At 39.8% G+C, this 26860-nt stretch carries 22 protein-coding genes and 1 pseudogene; 13 read left to right on the forward strand and 10 right to left on the reverse strand.

The genetic code is table 11. The features are described from left to right. The gene (locus H5158_RS07175; protein WP_182739736.1) at positions 1-1194 is read left to right on the forward strand and encodes a VWA domain-containing protein; all 1194 of its coding nucleotides are present in this window, start codon (positions 1-3) and stop codon (positions 1192-1194) included. A gap of 91 nt (positions 1195-1285) precedes the next feature. Here the strand turns inward: H5158_RS07175 and H5158_RS07180 are convergent, their stop codons facing one another. The 4 genes and pseudogenes from H5158_RS07180 to H5158_RS07195 all read right to left on the reverse strand — a co-directional run bounded on the left by H5158_RS07180 (position 1286) and on the right by H5158_RS07195 (position 4707). After that, entirely contained in the window at positions 1286-1915 is a 630-nt protein-coding gene (locus H5158_RS07180; RefSeq protein WP_182739737.1) for a hypothetical protein, read from the reverse strand. After that, positions 1908-3335 carry an AAA family ATPase gene (locus H5158_RS07185; protein ID WP_182739738.1) on the reverse strand — a complete coding sequence of 476 codons (1428 nt, stop codon included), beginning with the start codon at positions 3333-3335 and terminating at the stop codon, positions 1908-1910. Before H5158_RS07185 ends, H5158_RS07180 begins: the two co-directional genes overlap by 8 nt. Positions 3336-3664: 329 nt before the next feature. Continuing rightward, positions 3665-3927 (reverse strand): annotated as a pseudogene (locus tag H5158_RS23665) (helix-turn-helix domain-containing protein); the annotation flags it as partial. 243 nt (positions 3928-4170) lie between these two features. Next, entirely contained in the window at positions 4171-4707 is a 537-nt protein-coding gene (locus H5158_RS07195; protein WP_182739739.1) for a Spy/CpxP family protein refolding chaperone, read from the reverse strand. A 172-nt stretch (positions 4708-4879) separates the two neighbouring features. On the opposite strand from H5158_RS07195, the gene H5158_RS07200 reads away from it, so the two are divergent. From H5158_RS07200 to H5158_RS07210, 3 genes are read left to right on the forward strand one after another with little or no spacing between them, the layout of a single operon-like run. Next, the gene (locus H5158_RS07200; protein WP_149982148.1) at positions 4880-5569 is read left to right on the forward strand and encodes a response regulator; all 690 of its coding nucleotides are present in this window, start codon (positions 4880-4882) and stop codon (positions 5567-5569) included. Next, positions 5547-6962, forward strand: a complete 1416-nt coding sequence (locus tag H5158_RS07205; protein WP_182739740.1) for an ATP-binding protein — start codon at positions 5547-5549, stop codon at positions 6960-6962. Before H5158_RS07200 ends, H5158_RS07205 begins: the two co-directional genes overlap by 23 nt. An 11-nt stretch (positions 6963-6973) precedes the next feature. Next, on the forward strand, positions 6974-7918 hold the full coding sequence (locus H5158_RS07210; RefSeq protein WP_149982162.1) for an alpha/beta fold hydrolase: 945 nt from the start codon (positions 6974-6976) through the stop codon (positions 7916-7918). Here H5158_RS07210 and H5158_RS07215 read toward each other — a convergent pair. After that, complete coding sequence (locus tag H5158_RS07215; protein WP_149982150.1) at positions 7894-8805, reverse strand: cation diffusion facilitator family transporter; 912 nt, start codon at positions 8803-8805, stop codon at positions 7894-7896. The two genes, H5158_RS07210 and H5158_RS07215, sit on opposite strands and share 25 nt — an antisense overlap. Before the next feature lie 108 nt (positions 8806-8913). Between H5158_RS07215 and trmL the strand changes: the two genes are divergently transcribed. Together trmL and H5158_RS07225 are read left to right on the forward strand one after the other, a co-directional pair. Then, positions 8914-9378, forward strand: a complete 465-nt coding sequence (gene trmL / locus H5158_RS07220) for a tRNA (uridine(34)/cytosine(34)/5-carboxymethylaminomethyluridine(34)-2'-O)-methyltransferase TrmL (protein ID WP_149982151.1) — start codon at positions 8914-8916, stop codon at positions 9376-9378. A 162-nt stretch (positions 9379-9540) separates the two neighbouring features. Continuing rightward, positions 9541-13386, forward strand: a complete 3846-nt coding sequence (locus H5158_RS07225) for an EAL domain-containing protein (RefSeq protein ID WP_182739741.1) — start codon at positions 9541-9543, stop codon at positions 13384-13386. A 73-nt stretch (positions 13387-13459) separates the two neighbouring features. On the opposite strand, the gene gpsA is transcribed toward H5158_RS07225, so the two are convergent. From gpsA to H5158_RS07245, 4 genes are read right to left on the reverse strand one after another with little or no spacing between them, the layout of a single operon-like run. Beyond that, positions 13460-14467: an NAD(P)H-dependent glycerol-3-phosphate dehydrogenase gene (gene gpsA, locus H5158_RS07230; RefSeq protein ID WP_145235238.1), complete on the reverse strand. Its 1008-nt coding sequence runs from the start codon at positions 14465-14467 to the stop codon at positions 13460-13462. A 3-nt stretch (positions 14468-14470) separates the two neighbouring features. Beyond that, complete coding sequence (gene secB / locus H5158_RS07235; RefSeq protein WP_145235236.1) at positions 14471-14959, reverse strand: protein-export chaperone SecB; 489 nt, start codon at positions 14957-14959, stop codon at positions 14471-14473. A 38-nt stretch (positions 14960-14997) separates the two neighbouring features. After that, the gene (grxC, locus tag H5158_RS07240) at positions 14998-15255 is read right to left on the reverse strand and encodes a glutaredoxin 3 (protein WP_145235234.1); all 258 of its coding nucleotides are present in this window, start codon (positions 15253-15255) and stop codon (positions 14998-15000) included. A 31-nt stretch (positions 15256-15286) separates the two neighbouring features. Next, entirely contained in the window at positions 15287-15718 is a 432-nt protein-coding gene (locus H5158_RS07245; RefSeq protein ID WP_149982153.1) for a rhodanese-like domain-containing protein, read from the reverse strand. Positions 15719-15918: 200 nt separating this feature from the next. Here H5158_RS07245 and gpmM point away from each other — a divergent pair, with 200 nt between their 5' ends. The 7 genes from gpmM (at position 15919) to H5158_RS23120 (ending at position 23725) form a co-directional block, all read left to right on the forward strand. Further along, on the forward strand, positions 15919-17463 hold the full coding sequence (gene gpmM, locus H5158_RS07250; protein ID WP_182739742.1) for a 2,3-bisphosphoglycerate-independent phosphoglycerate mutase: 1545 nt from the start codon (positions 15919-15921) through the stop codon (positions 17461-17463). 3 nt (positions 17464-17466) lie between these two features. Next, positions 17467-18621, forward strand: a complete 1155-nt coding sequence (locus H5158_RS07255) for a murein hydrolase activator EnvC (protein WP_182739743.1) — start codon at positions 17467-17469, stop codon at positions 18619-18621. Between the two features lie 35 nt (positions 18622-18656). Next, a complete protein-coding gene (locus tag H5158_RS07260) occupies positions 18657-19916 on the forward strand; it encodes a S41 family peptidase (protein WP_182739744.1) in 1260 nt (419 codons plus the stop codon). Between the two features lie 42 nt (positions 19917-19958). After that, positions 19959-20723 (forward strand): divergent polysaccharide deacetylase family protein, encoded by a 765-nt coding sequence (locus H5158_RS07265; RefSeq protein ID WP_179959193.1) that lies wholly within the window; start codon positions 19959-19961, stop codon positions 20721-20723. A gap of 363 nt (positions 20724-21086) precedes the next feature. After that, positions 21087-22511 carry a hypothetical protein gene (locus H5158_RS07270; protein ID WP_182739745.1) on the forward strand — a complete coding sequence of 475 codons (1425 nt, stop codon included), beginning with the start codon at positions 21087-21089 and terminating at the stop codon, positions 22509-22511. Between the two features lie 311 nt (positions 22512-22822). Next, positions 22823-23275 (forward strand): Panacea domain-containing protein, encoded by a 453-nt coding sequence (locus H5158_RS07275; protein ID WP_182739746.1) that lies wholly within the window; start codon positions 22823-22825, stop codon positions 23273-23275. Between the two features lie 3 nt (positions 23276-23278). Then, positions 23279-23725: a hypothetical protein gene (locus H5158_RS23120; protein WP_220491247.1), complete on the forward strand. Its 447-nt coding sequence runs from the start codon at positions 23279-23281 to the stop codon at positions 23723-23725. 501 nt (positions 23726-24226) lie between these two features. On the opposite strand, the gene H5158_RS07285 is transcribed toward H5158_RS23120, so the two are convergent. Then, complete coding sequence (locus tag H5158_RS07285) at positions 24227-26098, reverse strand: methyl-accepting chemotaxis protein (protein ID WP_182739747.1); 1872 nt, start codon at positions 26096-26098, stop codon at positions 24227-24229. Positions 26099-26860: the final 762 nt, after the last annotated feature.

Consider the following 26860-nt stretch of genomic DNA (forward strand, 5'->3'; position numbering starts at 1 on the left):
ATGTTGGTTGCGTTTTTCTTCAAACTGCGTGAATACCGTTTACCTGTTAGTTTGCGCGAGCTGCTTGATTTGATCAACGCGCTAAAAAAAGGCGCGGTATTTGCCGATGTTGACGGATTTTATTATTTAGCCCGTACCATAATGGTTAAAGACGAAACCCACTTTGACAGGTTTGATAAAGCGTTTGCTGATTACTTTAGCGGCATTGCCGATCTGGACTTACTCGAGAGCTTAAAACAGCAGCACAACTTACCTGAAGATTGGCTGCGCAAAGAGTTTGAAAAACACCTAACCGATGAAGAAAAAGCCCAGCTTAAAGCCATGGGCGGCCTTGATGAGCTAATGAAAACCCTCAAAGAGCGCCTAGAAGAACAACAAAAACGCCACGCTGGTGGCAATAAATGGGTGGGCACGGGTGGTACATCGCCATTTGGCGCGTATGGCTATAACCCTGAGGGCGTGCGCATTGGTCAAGACGGCAACCGCAATCGCCAAGCAGTAAAAGTATGGGATAAACGCGAATACCGTAACCTAGATTCCGATCGTGAAATTGGCTCACGCACTATTAAGCTCGCCCTTAAAAAACTGCGCAAGTTTGCTCGCACTGGCGCCAGTGACACCCTCGATTTAAACGAGACCATTCGTGCTACCGCCAAACAAGGCGGCATGCTGGATGTAAAAATGGCACCAGAGCGCCACAACGCGGTAAAAGTATTGATGCTGTTTGATATTGGCGGCTCAATGGATGACTATATTCACACCTGTGAAGAATTATTTAGCGCCGCGCATAGCGAGTTTAAACACTTAGAATTTTACTACTTCCATAACTGTTTATACGAACACGTATGGCAAGATAATCAGCGCCGCCATTCCAACGTCATCGACACTATGACGCTGATCAACAAATTCACTAGTGACTATAAAGTGATCTTTGTTGGCGACGCCACTATGGGCCCGTATGAAATTGCCTACCCCGGCGGCTCAGTGGAACACTACAACGAAGAGCCCGGCAGTGTTTGGCTTGCCCGTATCACTAATCACTTTGATAAAGTCGCCTGGCTCAACCCACAACCGGTTGAACACTGGCGTTACTACCAATCAATTGATTTTATCAAGCAGCTAATGAACAACCGCATGTACCCGCTAAGTTTAGATGGCATAAGTAATGCGATTAAGGTATTAACTAAAAGTTAAAATATGGCTTAAAAATACAAATCTCTTGTTAAGCTGATAAACAGTTACTGCAAGTAAACCCGTTCGCTTTTTATGCTATTTAATCCATAAGTTAAATAGCACAAAATTGATTAAAGCTAACTTTAGCTTTGCCTGTTGAAGTTATGCCCACAGGAACTATTATTAATTGTTTCTGTGTTATGGAACATTTTTTTGTTAGCGGCTTAGAATTCTTAGGGAATGTGGTCGGCTTAAAAACTCCTGCTGGCATTGTTGCGTTATCATGAATACAAACAAACCTTGGTAAATAGTCAAGGAGTTCGTTGTTACCAAACTCTAACTTAATGATCTGTAATATATAATCGAAAAATAATTTTGAAGATGATAATTGTTTGACAATATTTCCAACTTCAACTCTAGTAGATTTAAGATCTGCAAAATAAACTCTCCATACCCCACCATGTTTCCGAATCACAACAAAGTCACACCTTTTGTTAAAGGATGTATCTTGTGAAGACTTTAAATATGGAGAATATGTTTTAAATTGTTGGCCTTCATTTACATCAAACGAAATACATGTATCAGTTTCTAATATATGTGATAATTTAAGATGCCTAAGAGTAGCATCTACGCCTTCCTCTTGTAAGTCTAGATAATGAACGTTATTAGATGCCTGTGGCTTAATTGGTAACAATGCTACATCTGCAATTACTTTTTCGATATCAAGTTTAAAACTACTCATCGACATCATCCAAGTTAAAGTAAATTTCACCTTGGAGTTTGTTTGCTTCATTTATTATGCTGTCAAAAACTTTAGAGTTGATGCCGTTACGATTAACTTCCATAGCGGAAACACAGCCTTCAGCATCAACCGTATACGCGCTAACCTGGGAAGGAAATAAAATATCTTCTCCTATTAAATTATGTTCATCCATAATTTCTTCTTTATTTTCAATGCAATTACTCAACATAATACTATTATTTATTTCTCGAATTAAATAATCGCTATGAGTAGTAATTAGAACCTTCACTCCTGAGTTAATTAAACGAGCAATCACTTTGGCCATTAAACGTTGGTTATTAGGGTGTAAGTTTAATTCTGGCTCATCAATAATTAATAGGTCGTTTTCTCTAGCCAACGAGTTAACATATAGATCTATCAAAAAAAGTGACTTGATAGATGAAGAAGCAACAGTAATTGGTAACTCAAACCCTCCATCAACGGCTTTATACGTAAGGACACTATTTTCAACACTAAAAGAGCCTTGAGATATCTCTTTCATTGCATCTGACACATATGGGCATTGCTTCTTTATAAAGCTCACCTTTTTCAACTCAACACTTGCATTACGCACGGCATCTAAATTTTTTCTCACGGGAACTGATAACTCAGCACGATGCCCTAATGTACTCATGTGCATTTCGATTAAAGCCTGCTTAACATCAACGTTATCATGATACCTCTCTAATAAGGTATCAAGTTTGTTAGACAGCCCAACGATTTTACCATCTATGTCCTTTTGAAAAACAAGACACCCAACTCGTTCAGATGAAATTACAAATGGACGGAGAACAGGTGATATTGTAGACAGCAAATGACAGATAAGCTCACTAATTAGCGAGTCTATAACTTCATAAAGATCAGTCCGCTGCTCTGTATTATCATCACCAGTACTAACCTTAATTTCTATAATCGGATTATTCTCTTTAATATTAAGAGTACTCGAAATTGAGTGATTCTCAGTATTGAACTCCTGGGTGGTATTTTTAAATGAATCGATAAATAGCTGTACGAGCTCAGAATCATTACTGCATGATATTTTTGTGTTTAGAAACACGTCGTCGTGAGTGTTAAATGTTTGTGATAAGTTTTTGTTAGAGCCATTTATATAAGCATTGAAAAAAAGCATGCAAACATCTTTAAACTCAACGCTATTACTATCTATGAAGTAATTTGGAAACTCTCCTTGAACGATACCTTCCTTATAAAATCCGGCATAGTATAAACTAGGTGCATCTCCATGTTTGAAGTGTAAATTATGAAAGATAGAATATGCCAACCATGTTTTATTTGAACCATTTGGACCACAAATAATTGTTAAATCTTTTAATTCAATATCTGCATTGTTTATTTTCCCTAACTTTTCAATCTTGAACTTCATTTCCATCCTTATTTATATATAAATCATGATGATTACATAAAAAACACTATATAAATCAAGCTATCTTTATAAGCTTTTTAATAAATTCAATATGCCTTACAATATACCACTTTAAAACTTAAAGCATCCATAAAAACCTACAAAATAGCTTTCATAAAAGTAATACTGTCAACAGGCAAAACCAAAATAACAAATCATGTGCAGACAATCATAGCCATGCATCTCTAAGTGGCTGTAATAAGACAAAACTAACCTCTTTCACGAAAATAAATGTGTTCTGATTAACAAACTAAGATTAGTGCCTTCAGTTAAAATATTTTATCACTCTTCTACAACTCCGCAATATGATTCAACGTTTCAGGATGGCGCTGTACCAGTTTTAATAAAGTAACCGCTTGTTCATTAGGTGCGCTGCGCCCTTGTTCCCAGTTTTCAAGGGTTCTTGCTGAGGTATGTAATAAGTTTGCAAATACGCCGCGCGACATATTAAATTTTTCGCGAATACAAATATTGATTATTTCATCGTGTAAAATGGCAAGGTCGTTATATCATTTACTATATGAGTGCGAAACGTAAGCTTGCCTTGTGTATGCGCTTAAATATAAATAAATTACATACACTTATCAAGTTAGCACTATGGCGCGATATAAACCTGCGAACAATTCGTAGGCGCGGGTTTACCCCGCGCAAATATATAATTTAGACGTTGGATAAAACTCAGCCGAGCAGCAAACCCTGTCGCGATATAAAATCGCTGCTACGAGATGGATGATATTCCGTAGGCGCGGGATCACTCCCGCGCTTCATTTTTTGCTTTAGTAATTCTGGTAATTACTTAGCCTGCTGTTTGCTCGTCACGGCTGCGTTTTTTGTCACCTTTTTTATGACCTTTTTTACGCATGTGCTTTTTAATTTCTTGGTACTTTTCACGTTGTTCGGCATTTAATACTTGCCATACTTGGTGTTGAGTTTTTAGGTTAATTAAGCCAAATTGCTCGCCTTTGGTTTGGCGCTGCGCTAATAACTCTTTTGCTGCGGCTTCATCAAATGTTGGCATATCTAACAATGCTTGCATTTGTGCTTTATGTGCAGCACGCTCTTGCTTCATGGCCTGTTTATCGTTGCCACGTAGCGCTTTAAACTGTGCTTTTTGCGCATCAAAAATGCTTTTTAACTGGGTTTGTTGTTGCTCAGTTAAATCAAGCTTTTTAACGCCACGCTCAGAGAGTAAAAAGCGCGCTTGTTTGTGCTGTTGAGAATGGCCTGGTTTATGATCCATGCCCTCTTTTGCTATTACGGCACCAGTGCCTAATGTTGCTGTCGCTAATCCACAAATTAATACTAGTTTAGAAACTTTACTTGAAATAGTCATAATCATTACCTTTGAGTTGCTTGTAACTTAGTGTCTGTTCAGTTGTTATATTCACTATAACTAACCAAGTGCAAAGCAACGCAAAGCAATGTAAAGGTTGTGTAAAGGTTCACTTTTAAGTGCGTTAAGGCGTAAAATGAAGTTATTCCAGCGTGGTTAAGGTGAGCAAATAATGAAGCTATTAATGATTGATGATGATACCGGTTTATGTGAGTTACTCTCAGAGTACTTAACTGCGCAAGGTTTTCAAATAGAATGTGCCCATGATGGCGAACAAGGCTTAAAACAAGCGCTTGAGCAAGAGTATGCATTAATTTTACTCGATGTTATGTTACCAAAACTAGATGGCTTTGAAGTATTAAAACAGCTTAGGCAAACAAAATTAACGCCGGTGATCATGCTAACCGCCAAAGGTGAAGACTTTGACCGTATTTTTGGTCTTGAACTAGGCGCTGATGATTACATTCCTAAACCATTTAATCATCGTGAATTACTCGCACGGGTTAAAGCGATTACTCGTCGTATTGAACATATTACTAGCCTAGCAAATACCAGCAGTAATAAGTTAACCGTTAATAATATTGTTATAAATTTAGCTGCCCGCGAAGCGTATGTAGATGAACACCCGCTAAGCCTAACCGGTACTGAATATGAAGTACTTGCCTTACTGGTTAAACATGCAGGTGAAGTGGTCAGTAAAGAGCAAATAAGTGAAGAGGTGCTCGGTAGACGCCTAGCCTCTTTTGATCGCTCAATTGATATGCATGTGAGTAATATTCGTAAAAAAATTGCCGAGTTCAACAATGCAGAACGAATAAAAACCATGCGAGGGACTGGTTATGTCTTTATCCAAGGGGAGTAATAAAACTCGGTTTTCTTGGCTAAAACATCCTCAGCACTTTTTATTTTTCAAAATTTTTGTGTGGTTTTGGCTAACAGTAATAGGCACCATAACTGCATTGGTGTTTTTAAGTAACATTGCGACCAATCAAGTCAGTTATGAGAACTTACAAGGGCCCATGCAGAAAAACTTGCAATACACGGCCAAAGGCATCGAACGTATGGTAGTCAAACATAATAAATCGATTGCCGAAATTTTAACTCATCCGCGGCTTGCAAAACAAAAGTTACTATATTTAAATTCAGATCAGCCAGATCACTCGCTCAGTAGCAGAGTACCATCAAGTGAGATTGATTTAAGTTTACTTAATTTCACTAAAAACATGCCGCCACAAATTATTTTTACCGAGTATTATCAAGCATTCGGACCGATAAAAATAAACCTTCCTGAGGGGCAATTTTACCTATACGAAATTGATGAGAATCATCAACCACCTTTTTTTATACGGTTAAAGCTGATGCCGATTTGGCTAAAAGTGATCATTGCTTTACTGGCTTCATTAACTTTAAGTTTTATATTTAGTCGTAACCTAATTGCACCTATTAATCACTTAAAGCAAGCTGCAATTAAGCTCTCTGACGGCGATTTAACCGCGCGCGCTGAAATTGATCCAAACAGGCAAGATGAACTGGGCGTACTTGGCCGTGACTTTAATAGTATGGCAACTCAGTTAGAGCAACTGATTTCTGCACAAAAGCGCTTATTGGCTGATATATCTCACGAGTTGCGTTCCCCCCTAACTCGCCTTAAAATGGCTACGGGTCTTGCGCAAATGCAGACCCCAGAAGAAAACCAAACCTATTTATTACGCATTGAAAAAGAAGCAAATCAGCTCGATAAAATGATCGCTGATGTGCTGCAAGTATCGCGCTTAGAGGCGAAAAGTCAGGCGCTATCGCTGCATCAACAATCCTTACAGATCATTATTGATCATGTTTTGAATGATGCGCAATTTGAAGCTAAACAGACCAATAAGCAATTAATTATAAATGGTCAACTCAATGTTGATATTTATTGTGACGAGAGTCTCATTGCCAGTGCGCTAGAGAATGTTTTACGCAACGCAATAAAATATGCAGAGCAAACAATCACCCTAACATTGAGTTTAAGTGATGCTATTTATATAGAGATCAGCGATGATGGCCCGGGCGTCGAACCGCAAAATTTAGCCAAATTATGTGAGCCATTTTTTCGCCAATCTGATGCACGAGACAGAACTAGCGGCGGTACAGGACTTGGCTTAGCAATTGCTAAAAATGCAATTGCCGCCCATTCTGGCAGTTTAACGCTGCATAATAAACAACCAAGTGGGTTATGTGTGCGTATCGCCTTACCTCTGGATAAACAAAAATAATCATGGCCATTATGTTTTACAGCACAGAGCAAAACTTACTTTCCCAACAACCTGAGATCACAGAGTTTTTTCAGCAGCAGTTGCACAAAGCGCAGCTGACTACCGATAATGGCGATTTATATTATGGCTATGTGATACCTGAGCATGCCAAGGCCGCTATTGTTATTTGCTCTGGACGCATTGAAGGATTAGATAAATACCAAGAGCTAATCTGGGAGTTATACAAAAATAACTATGCGGTGTTTATTATTGATCATCAAGGCCAAGGCCGTTCTTATCGCGCTTTAGCCAACCCTCATAAAGGTTTTGTTAATAAATTTAGTGATTATGCTGATGATTTAGCACTGTTTGACCGTTTAATTGTCAGTAAACTCTACCAAGGCAAAAAGGTCATCCTCGGGCATTCAATGGGCGGCGCGATTGCTTTTGATTTCCTAACCCGGTTTGAACATAACTACAGTGGGGTATTTTTGTCTTCGCCCATGTTTGATATTTTCACTAAAGGTATTCCCAAACCAGTTGCTAAACTTGCCGCTCGTATTGCCTGTTTATTTGGTTTTAATAAACACTATGCATTTGGCCAAGCAGATTATCTGCCTATTGCTTTTACACAGAACGACCTTACCAGTAGCGAAACTCGCTATGATTTATTTAGACAGACCTACCAAACGGATAGCGCGCTACAATTAGGCGGGGTGACTTACGGCTGGTTGAATGAAGCTTTTGGTTTTATGACAACTATTGAGCAACAACAGCTATCGATTCCACTTTTTATAGCCAGTGCTGAGCACGATACTGTGGTTGATAACCAAGCCCAATTAGCCTTAGTTCACCGTCAAAGTAATGCTATTTTACAAACATTTACGAATGCTAAGCACGAGTTACTGTTTGAACAAGACACCATTCGCAAAGCTGTGCTTAGCCGTTTTTATCAGTTTTGTGATTCATTAACTTGAGCGCGGCTATGACTCAATGACATTGGATCTTGATGGATCAAAATATCCATTTCACAATTAAATTCTTGTTGGATCATCGCCACTACTTCATCCGCTACATAATGAGCACGGATCAAGGGGAGTTGATCTTCAAGCTCTAAATGCATTTGAATAAACTTAATTTTACCACCTTGTCGCGTGCGTACATCGTGTACGCCAAATACATCGTTATGACTGTTAGCGATTGATATGATACTGGCTTTTTCGTCCTCAGGTAGCTCTTTATCCATTAAATGATCAGCGCTTTGCCTAGCAATATCCCAACTGTTATAAAGCAAATAACCTGCCACGCCAATGGCAAAAATAGGATCCGCGTACAGCATGTCATTTTGCGCAAGCAGTATGGCCAGCAGTACTGCTGCATTTAAAATTATATCGCCTTTGTAATGCACAGAGTCTGCTTTAACTGCAATGGACTCGGTATGCTTAATGACTTGAGTTTGTACATAAACCACCACTAAGGTGCAAGCAATCGCAAATAGACTAACCCATACCCCGAGCATTGAATGATTTAACACCACAGGATTAAACAATCGTTCAATACCATGAAACGCCAATAAACAGCCAGAGCCTGCAATAAATGCCGCTTGCCCTAAACCCGCCAAGGCTTCGGCTTTACCATGGCCAAAACGATGATCGTCATCAGCTGGGCGCAGTGCATAAAAGAGCACCATAAAACTCATTGCTGAAGCGGTAATATCCATCAAGGAATCGGTGAGTGATCCGAGCATAGACGCAGAGCCAGACGCAAGCCATGCCCAACATTTAGCAGCAATCATTAAACTCACCATTACCATAGTGACCACACTTGCTGTTTTTACCCAAAACTCATAACTGCGCTGATGCACGTTTTTGCCTATGCTTAAAGTGTTTACTTAAAATGAGTATATCATTTTTTTTATCTGTTTCGTGTATACTCTCGAACGTCAAAATGTAGATCACCAATAAGGCTCGTTATGCTTGATATCGTTTTATACCAACCTGAAATTCCACCTAACACAGGGAATATTATTCGCCTGTGTGCAAATACGGGCTATGCTTTGCATTTAATCGAGCCTTTGGGCTTTGAGTGGGACGATAAGCGCGTGAAAAGAGCTGGCCTTGATTACCATGAATTTAGCCATGTGCAACGCCATCCATCATTTGCAGCTTACTTAGAAAAATGCCAACCTAAAAAAGTATATGCATGTACCACTAAAGGCAGTCAGTTTCACCATCAAGCAAGTTATGAAGCGGGTGATTGTTTAGTGTTTGGCCCAGAAACCCGTGGCTTACCAGATGATATAATTCAATCACTACCTAATGAACAACGCGTGCGTATTCCTATGCAAGCTAACAGTAGAAGCATGAACTTATCTAACGCAGTGGCTGTTTTTGTTTATGAATCATGGCGTCAGTTAGGCTTTCCTAACGCGCAGTAAGTGATATTAAAATGCGCCTATACCATTGGGCGCTTTCTCCTCTAATTATCTTTAAAATTTAGCACCGCCTAGCGCAATAAATTTGCCTTGCGTGGATTCGCATTATTTCTATTCCTACACTATTCTAAATAAGTTCTTTTTAAACTGATTCAACGGATTGTAATGCGTTTTATCCTTCAAACATGCTGTTTTATTAGTATGTTATCTACTGTAAATGTAAACGCGAGTGTAGCTGAATTAAATGCGAATGAGCTTTCGCTACCCGCCATTAATGACTTTACTCAAGACCCGAGTAATGCGTTTTGGCTCGCAACTAATAAAGGGCTGTTTAACTACGACTCGGTGCATCTTTTTAGTGGCCAAGCACCGCCTTTTTCATCATTTGCGAATCAAGCCATTTTACAAGTAGCGACTTATAAATCCTGGTTATTAATTAACACTGAGCAAGGGCTGAGTTTAATCAACTTAATTAACAACCAGTTAATTCAACTAACCGCAACACCGCTAAAACAGCCGATATTAACCACCGAGCTCGGCTTTTACTTTCTGTACCAAGGTCAGATCCACACTATAAAAGACGAAAAACTCCATTCCCCATTCGCCTTTTCAGAGCAGATCGTCGAACTCGCATTGGGATTTAACAACAGCCTATGGCTACATTCAGGTAGTAATTTAGTTAGTCACTTTGATTTAGCAAGTAATGCAATTACAGCTCAGCTCATCGTCCCCGCGCCTATCGCGCAGTTAAGTCCAAGTCAAACCTCAGCAGCGATCCTTATCAATACCAATAACGACCAACATTACCTGTTTAACAACACGCACTCTATGCAAGAAATAAAACTCCAGCATGCGCATGTTCAACAACTAAATTACTTTGATGATCAGCTCTATTATTTGCATAAAAATCGCGCTTATAAACATGATTTAACGACCAAAAACACGAATCCTTTGTTTTATAGTGCTCCTGCACGCTTTTTATCAATTAAACAAAACAACCAACAACTGTGGCTGCAAACTGCCACTAAAAGCTGGCTAAAGCTCCCTGCAATGCAAATTATCACAACCCCTATCACCGATAATCCTGCTCCGCGTATGCAGCAATACTTTGACATGTTGGAGCAGTTAGGTAATTTTACACAACATAAAAAAATTATTACCATCGCTTATCTGCGCGAAGACAAATGGGCTGTTGCAACCGACACTGGTTTATATTTATACAGTGCCCGCAACCTCACTTTTGATTTATTAATAAAGGATCAAGTTGCTGCGCTGCATTCAACTGCCCCAACAACACTGTGGGTAGCAACCAAAAAGCAATTAATAAAATATGATTTTGCGACGCAGCAACAAAGCCAAACACTACCAATTAGTAACATTAATGCTTTAACATCCCTTAATGACGAGCAATATCTCGCAAGTGATGGTGAGCAATTATTTTATATTGCTAAACAACAGCTCACCGCCCTTGAGCTTGAAACTGAAGCCCTCGGGCAGATCAATGCTATGTATTATCAACGCAACTCTTCAAGGCTTTGGCTTGCGACAAGTAACGGCTTATGGCAGAGCCAATGGCAAGCACCTGAAAATTCTCAGCAAATAACACTTGAGATAAATTTTGATAAAGTAAGTACATTTAACACCACAGCCATTTACGAAGCACCACAAAATGCTTTGTGGATAGTTGATTCTCAAGCGATAAAACTCTACAAACCCAGCACTAACCTATGGGTTGAAAATGCCACTCATAGTATTGCCGCTTATATTGATGATTCTATTAGTTATGAGCAACTTCCAAAATCACTCTTTAGCGTTAGCTACCGTGATAAAATAATGTTGTTTGCGCCAACGGGTAATACTTTATTAGAAGTGCATTCAACACAAGTACCACCTCAAAACAGCTCTTTTTTAATCAGTCATCTGACTTTACACTATCAAGAGCAAGACCAAGACTATTACCACTTAGCAACCAACGCAGTAAATACCAGCCAACCGCTAAAAGGCATCTCTGTTTGGTTTAGCAGTAATGGCCTCTTACCTATGCAGCTCAATTACCGACTCGATCCCAATGGCGATTGGCTAGCACTGCCGAATGCTCAGACCATGCTGTCTCTGGCTAGTAATGCAAAGAATATTTATCTTGAAGTTAAAAACCTTAATCAAGTAAATAACGAGCCGTTAGTGTTAATGATTAAACAAACGGCTTTTGCCTTCCCTCACTGGATCAACCACCTCGTTTTAGCGGCTATTTTTGCTATTTTACTGCTGTTAATTGTTTATAGATTAAAAAGTGGTGCTAAGCATAATTTGGTCAACGCGTTAATGACGCAATCAAAAGATGCCATTTGGATCGCCAATGAGCAGTTTCAAATCACGAACATAAACCAAGCATTTACAACTATTTGTGGCTTTACTCTTGCTGATGTAGTGGGTAAAAAACCAAAAGCATTTACTGTAAACGGTCGCGATAAAAAATTAGAAAGCCTCATTTATAATGATCTAGAGGTTGATGGTTATTGGTCTGGTGAAATTTGGAATGTGCGTAAAGACGGGCAACCCTATGCCTTAGATTTATCGATAACCAAAGTAAAAACCCCTAACCTACGTACTAGTAGCGCGCATTATATTGGGTTATTTTCAGATGTAACTGCACGTAAGAATAATGAACGTGCGATGCTTAAATTAACCACTCGAGATTCTGTCACTGGGCTTTCCAATCGCACTATTTTTATTGAATCTGTAAATAAGGCAATTGCCAGCTGTAATAACAACTTCCCTAATTTACTGATTATTTTTATAGATTTAGACAATTTTAATAAAATTAACGAATCCCTTGGTCACGCAATCGGTGATGAACTATTAAAAGAAGTTGCGGGCAGACTCACTCGTAATCTTGATTCTGGTTATACCTTGGCCCGCTTAGGGGGAGATGAATTTGCTATACTCGTACCGCCCTATTTATATTCAGGCATGTCCGTCTTTTTCGCCAAAAAACTGGCCGATAATATCCTTAAACAATTCCAAACACCGTTTATGCTTGAGGGTATAGAGAGCTTTATTTCTGCCTGTTGTGGTATCGCCGGGTACCCAGAAAACGGTTATAACAGCGAAGCACTGATGCGCAGCGCCAATAGTGCGCTCAATCACGCTAAAAAGATAGGTCATAATAATTATCAATTTTTTGATAAATCTAAACACACAATTGATATGAATGAACTTAGTAAAGAAAGCGCACTTTTTCGGGCAATCGAACATCAGGACTTTCAATTATTTTACCAAGTAAAATATAACGCAGATAAAGATCAAATACATGGTTTTGAAGCCTTAGTGCGTTGGCCGCAAGTTGATGGCAGCATCATTAGCCCGGCTGAATTTATCCCCCTTGCAGAACAAAATGGCGCAATTATTCCACTCACTTTATTGCTAATGAAGCAGCTATTTAAACAACTAGAGTTATGGCGTAATGAAGGAGTAAGTTTTGGTAAAGTGGCAATTAATATTTCGGCTCTGCACTTTCAGCAAAGTAGTTTAGTCGAAACCCTCACTGAGTGTTTAACAAACTATGATGTGCCTGCACGCTGTGTTGAGTTAGAAATAACCGAAAGTGCCATGATGGATAACCCTGAATTTGCCCAACAGCAAATGAACCGCTTAAAAGCATTTGGCTTTACCATTGCGCTGGATGACTTTGGTACTGGTCATTCATCATTGGGTTATTTAAAACGTTTTCCAATCGATACTTTAAAAATTGATCGCTCTTTTATTAAAGATATTGTCGATAGTGAGCAGGATCGTAATATTACCGCGACAATTATTCGCCTCGCTAAATACTTACATATCGATGTTGTTGCCGAAGGAGTTGAAACTAAAGAGCAGGCTTATATGCTGCATGTTATGGGCTGTAATACGATGCAAGGCTATTATTATAGTCGTCCGCTTTGTGCTGAAAAGGTAGCTACTTATCTCGAAAAAAACAATCTGAGAAAACAATCTAATTTGATGAATGACTAAGTACCTTGTTAGTTATAAGATTAACTACCAGCGTTTATACAAACCCATAAACGCTGGCAGCTACAAGGCACTGTTACTCTGATTTTTGCTCGCGACCTAATAAAGCCATCGCGGCTTCTTTCACGTCTTTATTTTCATAAAGTACCTGATAGATTTGCTCAGTGATCGGCATTTCGATACCAGTACGTTGTGCAAGTAAATAGACTTCTTTGGTGTTGCGATAACCTTCGACCACTTGACCAATTGATGCTATCGCCTGCTCTACCTTTTCACCTTTACCCAGTGCTAAACCAAAACGACGGTTACGAGACTGATTATCGGTGCACGTTAGGATCAAATCTCCCAGCCCAGCCATGCCCATAAAGGTTTCTGACTTAGCACCAAGCGCGCAGCCTAACCGGCATAACTCAGCTAAACCACGGGTGATCAATGCTGTCCGCGCATTAGCACCAAAACCAAAGCCGTCAGACATACCAGCGCCAATCGCAATCACATTTTTAACCGCGCCACCGAGCTGAATACCAATAAAATCATTATTGTTATAGACCCTAAATGAGCGACCACAATGCAATAGTTCAGCTAACTGTTTTGCAAAGGCTGTTGATGTTGACGACACTGAAATTGCAGTAGGTAAACCCATCGCCATTTCTTTAGCAAATGTAGGGCCTGATACGACCGCAAGTGGCACATCATCACCTAATTCTTGCTGTGCAACCTCTTGCAAAAGTCGGCCTGTATCTGGTTCAAGCCCTTTGGTGGCCCATGCAACTTGTGCCCCTTCAAGTAATGAAGGCTTAATTTGCTGTAGCGTATCGCCAAATGCATGACTTGGCACAACAACCAAGATCACTTGGCTTGCAGTTACTGCGGTGTGTAAGTCGGCTTCAAGGTGTAAAGTGTCAGGAAAAGTGACATCAGGTAGGTAACGTTGATTTTTCCGCTCAGCTGCAAGCGTGGCAACGTCATCGCTATTGCGACCCCAAAGTGTCACTTGGTGACCGTTTCGGGCTAAACAAATAGCAAGGGCGGTGCCATAAGACCCCGCCCCTAATACAGTAACAGCTGAATTGGCTGTACTCATAAGTTATGCGTCTGCAGTTGCCTGTTCAGCTTGCGCTGCACGTTGCTGCATGTATTGAGCAAATAACGCATCAAAGTTCACAGGTGCAAGGTTAAGCTGTGGGAATGTACCACGGTTAACTAAGTTAGATACCGCTTCACGTGCGTACGGGAACAATACGTTCGGGCAGAATGCGCCAAGCATGTGTGCAAGTTGTACTTCTTCAACTTCAGCGATAGTGAAAATACCCGCTTGTTGAATTTCACATAAAAAAGCCGTTTCTTCACCGATAGAAGCTGTAACAGTCAGTGCTAATACTACTTCAAACACGCCTTCGTCTAATTTATTAGAACGTGTATCAAGGTCAAGCTTAACTTCTGGTGTCCATTCTTTTTGGAAAATAGCAGGTGAATTAGGCGTTTCAAAAGACACGTCTTTTGTGTAAATACGTTGGATCGTAAATTGTGCGCCAGTTTCTTCTTGTGCTGCTACGTTCTGATTTTCTTCGTTCATGATAATTCCTAACTTTTAATCGTTTTTATAATAAATGCTTAAGCGTTTAACTTAGCGTCAAGTTTGCCTTGGGCTTCAATCGCCATCATGTCGTCACAACCGCCGATATGCTCATCATTAATAAAAATTTGCGGTACTGTGCTCGCGCCACCTGCTTTGGCGATCATTTCGTCACGTAATTCAGGCTGTACACCAATGTCGATATTTGTAAATTGCACACCTTTATTTGTTAGCAACGCTAAAGCACGCTGACAAAAAGGGCAATACGCTTTGGTGTAAAGAACAACATTACTCATAACAATTCCTCTATCGGCCTAACTAACTTAATTAGCGACCTGTTGTCGTTGGTAGACCAGCACTTTGCCATGCACCCATACCACCAGATAAAACATAAACCGATTCAAAACCAGCTTTATGCATAGCAGTTGCGATACCTGAGGCTGTCATGCCTGTGGTACATACCAATATAATGGGTTTACTCTTAGACTTTTCAAGGCTTGAGAAGTCAGATTGTTTCGCTTTTTCAGGGCTAATATGCTCAGCGCCTGCTATACGGCCATTATTAAATTCTTTTTGTGCACGTATATCTACAACGACACCGTCTTCACGGTTAATTAATAACGTTAATTGTTGCGGATTTATTTGACGAATTGCTGAAAACTTACTTTTAAACCAGCCGCCCACGATGAGTGCAACTAAAGCAACCCAAGCTAAACTTAATATCGGATGATTACCGACAAATTCAATATATTGATCCATGCGTCTTCCACTATGAAAATTGTCCCGCGCCTGTAGCACTGGGGTTAAACGTAAGGGCAATGCCCTAGCCACGCAAGTATACGTGCTTGATTAGAAATTACCAGAGAGTGAAATATTTTAATATGTCCCTTTGATTGCTGATCATAACCACAAAACACGGTATGCTAAGGCTAAGCAGGAGCTAATTTTCAGGAACAAAAATGACACAACATAAAAAACCTCTCGTATTAATGATTTTAGATGGTTGGGGATACCGTGAAGATACCCAAAGCAACGCAATTTTAGCGGCAAATACCCCTGTTTTAGACGAACTTTGGGCAACTCGCCCGCACACCCTAATTTCTGCATCAGGTTTAGATGTTGGTCTTCCTGATGGGCAAATGGGCAACTCAGAAGTAGGCCACGTCAACTTAGGTGCTGGCCGAGTGGTTTATCAAGATTTCACCCGTATCACTAAAGCAATAAACGACGGTGAGTTTGCACATAATCCAACACTAGTTGAAAACATTGATAAAGCAGTGAATGCCGATAAAGCGGTGCATTTAATGGGTTTATTAAGCCCAGGTGGTGTGCATAGTCATGAAGATCATATTGTAGCTGCAATTGAATTAGCTGCAGCGCGCGGTGCTAAAGAAGTGTACTTTCATGCATTTTTAGATGGCCGAGACACTCCACCACGTAGCGCAAAAGCGTCAATTGAACGTATTGAAGCACTGTTTAGCAAATTAAACTGTGGTCGCTTAGCATCGATCATTGGCCGCTACTATGCAATGGACCGCGATAATCGCTGGAACCGAGTAGAGCAAGCCTACGACCTAATGGTCAGTGGGATCGCACAACATAGCTACGAAAATGGTGTTGATGCATTAGCTGCGGCTTACGAACGTGATGAAAACGATGAGTTTGTTGCTGCAACTACCATAGCAGCACAAGGCCAAGACGCAGTACAAATTAATGACGGTGATACGGTTATTTTCTTAAACTTTAGAGCCGACCGTGCTCGTGAAATGACCCGCGCATTTGTTGATAAAGACTTTGACGGTTTCGCCAAGAAAAAAGCCCCCGCACTAAGCGGCTTTGTTATGTTGACCGAATACGCAGCAGACATCGACGCACCAGCAGCTTTTGCCACAGTCCCTTTGACTAATGTATTGGGTGAATGGTTTGAAAAACACCATAAAACACAGCTACGTATTTCTGAAACCGAAAAATATGCACATGTGACGTTTTTCTTCAGTGGCGGACGTGAAGATGAATTTGAAGGTGAAACCCGCGAGCTGATCCCATCACCACAAGTTGCGACTTACGATTTACAACCTGAAATGAATTCAGAAATGCTCACCGATAAACTCGTCGAAGCGATTAAAAGCGGTAAATACGATGCAATTATTTGTAACTATCCAAATGGCGATATGGTCGGTCACTCAGGTGTATTTGAAGCCGCAGTAAAAGCCTGTGAAGCAGTCGATCATTGTATTGGTCGTGTTGTTGCTGCCCTTGAAGAATTTGGTGGTGAAGCATTAATTACAGCTGATCACGGTAATGCTGAACAAATGGCTAACCTTAAAACTGGCCAAGCGCATACCGCACACACCAGTGAACCGGTTCATTTCATTTATGTTGGTCGTGATGCAACACCAAGCGAAGGCAAAGCCCTCAGTGATGTTGCGCCAACCATGTTGCACTTAATGGGCATGGAACAACCAAGCGAGATGACTGGCACACCAATCATGACATTGAAATAAACCATGAACAAAAGTATTAACCCATTAATTTTTAGTACGCTCGTTGTTACTGCGTTAATACTCACTTCATTAGTGACGGCCCCTGCCGTCGCTAATGAAGATCGTACTAAAAAAGATCTCAGCGAAATCCAAACAGCATTAAAGCAAAGCCAAGCTGAACTTGCCGCCCAGCGTAAAGACATCGAAAAATCGCAAAAGAACCTGCAACAGCACGAACTCGAGATCGCAAAAAATGCTAAGGCACTGAATATTGCCGAGCAATCAATTCGCGATACTGAAAAACAACAACAGCAGCAACAGCAGCAAGCTGAAGCACTTGAGGAAAAACGCCTAGAGCAGCAACATGCACTCGCCGCACAAATTAAAAGTGCCTATATGTCTGGCGGACATGACTACTCTAAAATGCTATTAAATCAAGAAAATACTGCACAGGTTGAACGCACATTAAGTTATTATAATTACCTCAACAAAGCGCGTATTGAGCAAATTGATGAGTTAAAAGCACTCCTGATTGAAATAGCGGATGTACAAACCGAACTTGAAAAAACCAAACAACACTTAGTTGTGCTCCATAAAGAGCAAGCCAATCGTCATCAAGCACTCATTGCAGCGCAACAACAACGAAAAGCCAACATCAGTGAATTAAAAACCAAGCTTAGCTCAACCAAAAACTCAATTGATTACTTAAAAGATAATGAAAAAACTCTAGTAGCTACCTTGCAAGAACTTGAAAAAGAAAAAACTAAAAAGGTTCAGTTGCTGGGCCTATCAGCCAGTAAAGGTAAATTAAACTGGCCAACAAAAGGTAAAATTGAGCACAGCTTCGGCCAACATAAGCACGGTGGTATTGACTGGAAAGGCGTATTAATTGGCGCTAATGAAGGCAATAATGTGCATAGCGTCCACAACGGTCAAGTCGTGTTTGCTGATTGGTTAAAAGGCTACGGCTGGGTTATTGTTATTGACCACGGTGAAGGCTTTATGAGTTTATACGGCCATACTCAAACCTTACTAAAAGACGTAGGTGATATAGTACGCCAAGGCGATATTATCGCTTTAGTTGGTCAAAGCGGCGGACAAGCAAATTCTGGTCTATACTTTGAAATACGCCACAAAGGACGCGCAGTAAATCCTGTAACATGGTGCAGACGCATTTAATTGATTAAACAGCTGCACCCCACTGGGAGCAGCTGATGCTAAATACACAATTACAAATACAGCGGTTACAATACCCTGTTTTTAATCGCATTCTAATAAGCTATTTATTACTCGTTAGCGTTTTTTTGTGCCTGAGTTTTAATTGCTTTGCAGTGACCTCGGTGGGCGATTTAAAAAGCCAACAAAAAAACGAAATCCTCTTTAATATCCATGCCTATTATGTTGAAGACTTAGCTTTACAACAAAGCTTTGAAAGCAGCCAACAATTTGAAGCCCTGCTTGCACAGCTAGACCCATACTCTAAGTACCTTGATGAACACGAGTTAGAAGCGCTATTTAGCAGCACTAACGGCCGCTACACAGGCCTTGGGATTGAAGTAAAACAGCAACAACAAAAAATTATTATTGTAAACACGATCAAAGATTCTCCCGCAGCCATTGCCGGAGTACAAATGAATGATGTACTACTTGCCGTTAATCAGCAAACGGTCGCACATAAAGACATCAATCAAGTTGCGCAAATGATTAAAGCGAGTGACACAGCAACGGTTACCTTAACGATTGAACGAGGTAATTCACCACAAGCCATTTATTTTACTCTGACTAGATCAGAAATTAACTTAGAGAGTGTCACCAGTTCATTATCAGAGTTTGGTATTGGTTATTTGGCAATAAATAGTTTTACCAATCACACCTTGCATGATGTTGCGCGGCAAATAACAGCACTGCAAAGCCATTACGGTAATCCACTTACAGGCTTAGTGCTCGATTTACGCGACAATCCAGGCGGCACATTACAAAGTGCTGTAGCGGTATCGGATCTATTTTTACAAAGTGGCACCATAGTCACCACCAAAGGTCGCTTTTATGATGCAAACCAGCACTTTCGCGCCAAAAAAGGTGATATTTTAAATGGTGCGCCAATCGTGGTACTTATTAATGAAAACTCGGCCTCAGCAGCAGAGATTTTAGCCGCTGCACTTAAAGACAATCACCGTGCCACACTAATTGGCAGCCAATCATTTGGCAAAGGATCGGTGCAATCTTTGATCCCATTAGGCAATGGTAATACAGCACTAAAATTAACCACTGCAAAATACTTTACCCCATCGGGTCAATCTATTGAGGGGATTGGAGTCACCCCCGATGTGGCGATTAATCAATCAACCCTTTCGCAAATTGATAAAGTAGTTATAATAAAAAACGAACAAGGAAATGACGATCGGCCATGGTCACGCAAAGACTCAGCTGATCCACTGTTATTAAAAGCACAGCAGCTATTAACTATGAAATAAAGCTTTTAGCTCACTATAAAAAAGATAATAAAAATTATAAACGTGAAAAAATTAACTTGGTTGTTCTGGCTGTTTTTTAGCTTGCCAACATTTGCCGCAAATAAGCAAATAGCGATTGTGATTGATGATATTGGCAATCATCAACGCGACCTCGAAATCCTAAATTTACCAGGTAAAATATCGTTCTCGATTTTGCCTCATACCCCGTATTCGCAAGTTTTTGCGCGCCTAGCCAGTAAGTCGAATAAAGAATTACTGCTGCATATTCCCATGCAAGCACTCGACAGCAGCAAAGCACTTGGCCCCGGCGCACTCACCAGCAATATGAGTAAAGAACAATTACAAATCACCCTCGGCAATGCGCTTGCAACCTTACCGCAGGTCAAAGGTGTAAATAATCATATGGGCTCAGCACTTACTCAAGAAAGCCTGCCCATGAAATGGACTATGGAAGTGCTGAAAAAGCGCAACCTGTACTTTTTAGATAGCCGCACTACAGGCTTAAGCCAAGCGCAAAATGTTGCCAACTTATATGGCGTTGAAAATGTCGGCCGCCATGTGTTTTTAGATAATATTCCCAATGAGAAACAGTTACAATTTCGCCTCAACGAACTAAAGTATAAAGCCGAACGTTATAACTTCGCCATCGCGATTGCCCACCCTTACCCTGAAACCATTGAATTTTTACAGCGCATGCTACCCGAACTTGAACAACAAGGTTTTGAACTCGTGCCGCTATCACAACTAGTTGAGCGTAAATATATACAACTCGCACAAGCTGAGCATAAAGGAGTGAGTGCGAGGTAGGCTCTAAAGTTACAAGGGAAAAGGTACTAGGTTCTAGGAAAACAGAATAGTCCGTCGTAAAATTAACCACGTAGGTTGTGGTTAAGAGCAACGAAACCCAACGATGTAAGAATAAAATTGAGTGACGGCTTCGAGCGAGAAGCTGCCAGTCAATAATTGTAATATATGAAATCGAAATTCCCCCTTTGGCTTTCACTTTATAGTTGCTCATATATGCCTTATATTAATTGGTCTTAATATTCTTCTAAACCTAGCAATTATTTAGTAAAGGTGGTATTAAATAATAAAGCTGGTGTGAGTTAAAAGCGCACTATTTGCTGTATATAAAAATGCTAACCAAACCTCATATCATGGAGTGAATCAATGAGTACTGAATTATTATCACAAGCAGGAATGCTTTCTACAGATACAACTAAGTTCGAAGGGTATCTAGCTCATTTAGGTTTACCGACAGAAAATATTATTGCGGCACTGCCTGAACGAAAAATTATTGAAACTAACTTACCAGCGTTTATTGAATCATTGCCACCAGAAGTAAAAAGAGATGCCCGCTATTTATCTAAATTTGTTGCTGGAGCAGCTATTGGTTTGTTCGATGCATCATTGAATTATGTTTGGAATGAAGTGGTTATCAATTTACGGGAAAAGGTTGTTGTTTATGGACTTGATATGTTTTTTGATGCCGCCGTGGGTGGGAGTAAAAGAGAGTTTTATAACACAGAAGAAGATCTATCTGGCCTAAAAGACAACACTCTTGTAAATACGTGTCGTAAACTCGAATTAATATCTGATATTGTTTATACAAAGTTAAACCACATTTTAACAATGAGAAATGATATTGGTGCATCTCACCCAAACTCTTATTCAATAAATGCTTATGAATTATTAGGTTGGTTACAAACATGTGTCCAAGATATTTTAAATGACAAACCTTCTGCTTCTGCAATTCAAATAAAATCATTTATTGAGAATTTAAAACGGTCTCCTGATGTTTTAGATGCTGCAACTATTGCTAGCATGGAGAAGCCATTAAATGACCTTTCCCTTCAGAATACAGATAACTTACTAAATAGTATTTTTGGAATATATAGCTCTTTAAGCACAGGTAATATCGTTAGAAAAAATATAGCATTATTTGCTCCCCATATTTGGGCAAAGAGTAGTGATAATGTTAAGTACAAACTTGGTGTCACAATTGATGGCTATAAAAATAATCTTCATAACGATAAACATACGTTAGGTGTCGAATTTTTCTCTTTCTGTGATGGAAATCGCTATCAGTCTTTGGATTCAAGAATTATTTCATTGGATGGACATGCTGATGAACTTTTACAAGCTCGATACTCTTGGGATAATTTTTATAATGAGCCGCCTCATATGCGTAAAATTCTTTCTTATTTAGAAACAGAGGCTGACATCCCTGTCGAAAGAGTTAATAAAATCATTAAAGCAGTTCTTATTTGCCGTGTTGGTAAAGGGATCCCTTACAATACTGGAGTGTCCCCTGCCGGTCGTCCTTTATACGACAAGTTTTTTGGTATGCTTGGTGACCAAAATATTATCAATACCGTTATTGCAATGCATAGTAATGAAGTACGAGTAACATTAGATAATACACACTGTCAGAAGCATATGATTACAGTTTTAACAAACTTAAAAGCTAATGCTCGTAGTGAACGAATTCAAGAGATTTTAGACTTCCTTCTACAAAATGGAACAATTCTTAATAAAATTCACAGCGATAAACGCTATAGAGAGTTGACTAAAAATCATCTCTCGTTTAACTAATAAGCTATTAAAAGCATGGGACATGCAGTCGGGGAAAATCTATACTCTAACTATTAGCTGTGAGTTCGAACAATAGCTACCTTCTAGAGTAAATGTTATTCTTTTATATAAATATCCCTAATCACGATATTTATAGTTGTCTATAATTGACACTTTTTTCTGTTAATGAAATATTTATATAAACATAGGGTGAATGTCCTTATGAAAACTGTTATATGCCCTATGAGTTCAAGAAGTGATTTTATTAATAAATATTACGTGAAAAATTGTCTGCACTCAGGCAGAATGCTTTCCTTATAATTGGAGGTTTTATGATTAGTGCAAACCAAGTGGCTGATTTTTTTCTTGCTTTTGCAAAAGAGCACGGTGATTATATTAGTCAATTAAAGCTACAAAAAATGGTTTACTACGCAGATGCGTGGTTTCTAGTTAACAATGGCAAAGCCTTGATAAATGAGGATTTTGAGGCTTGGGTTCATGGGCCTGTTGTGCGCTCTTTGTATCATCGATTCAAGGAATACCGTTCGAACCCTATATTGGAAGATGTTAATTTCCCTGAGTTAGATGGTACCCATACAGAACACCTAATAGATATATACGATGTCTTTGGCAAGTTTAGCGGCTACCAACTTGAGCAGATGACTCACGATGAACAGCCATGGATCGAGGCTCGTGGCTCTTGTGCCCCAGATGAAGCTTGTGAGAATATCATCGATAAAGAAACTACTCTTAAATTTTATACAAAAGTGGCTGATGAGGTTTAAGTATTGGCTAGTAAAAAAATTAAACCTAAAGTTCGACAGCCTAAAAATTCAAAAGTTAATAACGTAAAGACTACGCCACCTAAAAATGAAGAAGGTGCAATGATTTTTTCATTCAAGCACCTTCAACTTGACCATCCGAAAGGAAAGTTCTGTGTAAAAGAAAAAGACGGTGAGTACATTTTCAAAATACTGTCTAGGCTGAAAGATGTATCCCAACAAAAGGCCAGTGATTTGCGTCAATCGGGAGGTAAGGCTCTTAGAGCACATACTATAGATTGGACATCGACCAGTGAAAAGGGAGGGTTTGCTCATTTGCATGAGCAGCTTCAGTCTGTAACTCCTTATCAGTTTCAAATCAGTGCTAATGAGTACGGCAGGATTCATGGTTTCTTCTTAGATAACGTATTTTATGCCGTTTGGATGGACCCAAGGCATGAGTTATATAAATAAATACAGACGTTGACAGCCGCTGTAAATGGAATGAAGAAAAGTACCCTAAATATTAATTTTAAATTACTCCTCTTTCCTCGTCTCCTAAGCAATTTGTGAATAAATCACTTCTGGGGCTGTCTTTTCTGCACATTAAATTATACGTAGGCAAGGTTTTAGGGGAGCAGAGGCTTCAAAGGTTATACTACCGATCGTCTGCTCATGGCACATTCAAGACAGTCGATAAGTCAAAACTTTGTAGTTTATAGGTTTGGATATTTTTAGTTGGATTTCGCTGCGCTCAAACCAACCTATGTTGATAACTCTAAAGCGCGGCGCCTCTAACCTATTTGTGAATAATTAACTTAAAGTTCTTTTTCTATAATGTTTCGCAAGAGGACAAGAAGATAGTGGTGGCTGCGTTTGTCACTTATGGCTTAAAACTTACCACTTAAAACTAAAAACTAAAAACTAAAAAGAAGCTAGCAGGGCTATATCTGCCCTACTAGCTATAACGTCAAACTACAGGATAAAGGTGGCGACTTTTTCATTTAAGTCAGTGGCGCGGTCTTTCAGTACCTTTGCTTGGCTTAAATGCGTTGTTGCTGATGCCGTGATTTCATCAGTGACATCTTTAATTGCGACCGTATTTCGGGTTATCTCATTTGTTACTTGAGTTTGCTCTTCTGCTGCGACTGCAATTTGCCCCGCCATGTCGGAGATCTCATTCACTGCTTGAGTAATTTCTTCTAAAGCTTGTGCTGCGGCATTGACATCGTGAACACTGTTATTAGCTAAACTTTTACTGCTATCCATCAAGCTAACCGCTTTTTTAGTGGTATTTTGCAACGTTTCAATCGTGGTATAAATCTCTGCAGTAGAGTTTTGAGTACGATGTGATAACACGCGAACTTCGTCTGCGACAACAGCAAAACCACGGCCTTGCTCGCCGGCACGCGCCGCTTCAATCGCAGCATTTAATGCCAGTAAATTAGTTTGCTCTGCAATCTCCTGAATCGTCGTTAAAATACTTGAGATTGCTTGTGCATGCAGGCTCAGCTCACTGATCACAACTGTGGTTTCATCAATTTCTGATGCCAATGAGTTAATCGTGGTTCTGGTTTTATCAACTAAGCTTTTCCCCTGAATACTGCTTTGCGCCGATTGCTGGGATGCAGCAGCGGTATTTTCAGCGTTAGCTGCAATTTCATGAGTAGCACTGGACATCTCTGTAACTGCGGTAGCAACCATTGTAACTTCTTGCTGTTGGCGCTGTAGTTCATTAACGCTTGATTGATTGGTTAACAGACTTTTCTCTGCATCTGAGTCTAGATCAGTCGCTAGTTGACGAATATGACTGATCAGCTGATGTTGACTACTTACAAAACTATTAAAGCTATCAGCTAACATGCCGACTTCGTCTTGGCTGTCGACTGTAATACGCTGAGTTAAATCACCATTGCCTGCAGCAATACGAGATAACGCTTGCGACACGCGACTTAGTGGCCCTAGTAACAAACTTAACAACCAAGAAATAGATAATACACTAATGATCAGTGCTAACGTTGCCAGTCCTAACTGGGTGACCATCAAGCTAACTAATGGTGCCTCTAACGTTTGTTTGTCGAGTACAAAAACTAGCTGCCAATCTGTATTGGGGATTTTTTCACTCCAAATTAGCTTATCCCGAGCTTCAGTTTCAAAATAAACAGGCGTAAGTTGGCCTGTTTGGCTACTTGATTCTATTAGTCGGCTGCTTAATTTAGTCTCAATATTGGTGATTTTACCCATCAATTTACTTGAGTCTTTATAGGCGATCACAGTACCGTCTTCATGCATCATGATGGCATAACCGTTTGCCGGTAGAGACATATTGCTAACGCTATCGACAATACTCGCAATTGACACATCACCGCCAACCACACCATTACGCGCTGGATGAGCTATGGTAACGACCAATAGATTAAAGGCAACATCCAAATAAGGCTTGGTAATTATGCTGCTACGAGCTTGCTGTGACTGCTGATACCAAGGACGTGTTCTAGGATCATAACCTGAGCGGTCAATGCTGGGATCAGAGTCCACCATCAGCCCGTCGCGGTTACCAAAATAGGTTAATTGAAAATCGCCAGATACCTGTGCTTGCTGCAATGCATTAAGCGTATCACCTTCAACTTTAGTGGCGACAGAAGCGATCACTCGCTGACGATCGGTTAACCATGCTTCGATACGCGCGGCTTGCTGTTTACCTGCTTGCCTCACACTATCAACACTGTTTTGCAGTAACAACGCTTTTTGCGTGGAGTAGCTATACCATGACAATAATACAACAACAATTACGAGGGCGAGAACAACCGATAATAATATTTTTTTCTTTAGTGAATATGAATTCATATTGAGTGCTAATACTGACTTTAATTAAATTGAAATACTGATATAAATACAGCTTGGGGTTAGCTTAATTTAGAGTATGAATTGAGAGACAATTCTCAATCTTGTTCTATTTTCGCATACAAGATTTGAATAATAAATTAAAATCAGTGATTTAAGTGAATATAAAAAGAATCATTATTAATTCAATGTAAAACTTAAATTAATAACCTAACGAGTGTAAATAAATAGCACGGTATAAATACTGCACGTATATTTTTATTTAAAATAATTGTAACGCCTAGGGTCTGTTGACCTTTGCGGATTAATATTTGTTCAAACTAGGGGCAATTTAATCGCGGCGCGAGGTTTGTAACCTAGTGGGCTAAGTAAAAATCGAGTAACAAAGAGTTAATTGCCCCTAGGCAGACCCCTTCGGGCAGCGCCTGTTTGGCATTGATGCTGCGTTATAGCCTATTTATGGGGAATAACCACACCACATAGACTCTGCCTTGCCTAAATACCAAACAGACTGCTGCAAATTCAACCTTGAAAGATCAACAGACCCTAGTCATTATATTAAATTAAGCAAAAGTAATAGCCGTGACGACGGAGCAGTCGCCCTGTATGAAATCCATATTATTTTTGCTACTAATGACTTATACCAATCGACTTAAATATTTAACCATTCTAGCGAGCTAAATAAAGTGCTAACTGCGTTATAATTTATTCAAGTATAACAACTACATGTCGAAACTTACGCCTTGTTATCACTGTATTTATCTG

The sequence above is a fragment of the Pseudoalteromonas sp. SR45-6 genome (genome assembly GCF_014163545.1).
Lineage (GTDB): Bacteria > Pseudomonadota > Gammaproteobacteria > Enterobacterales > Alteromonadaceae > Pseudoalteromonas > Pseudoalteromonas rhizosphaerae.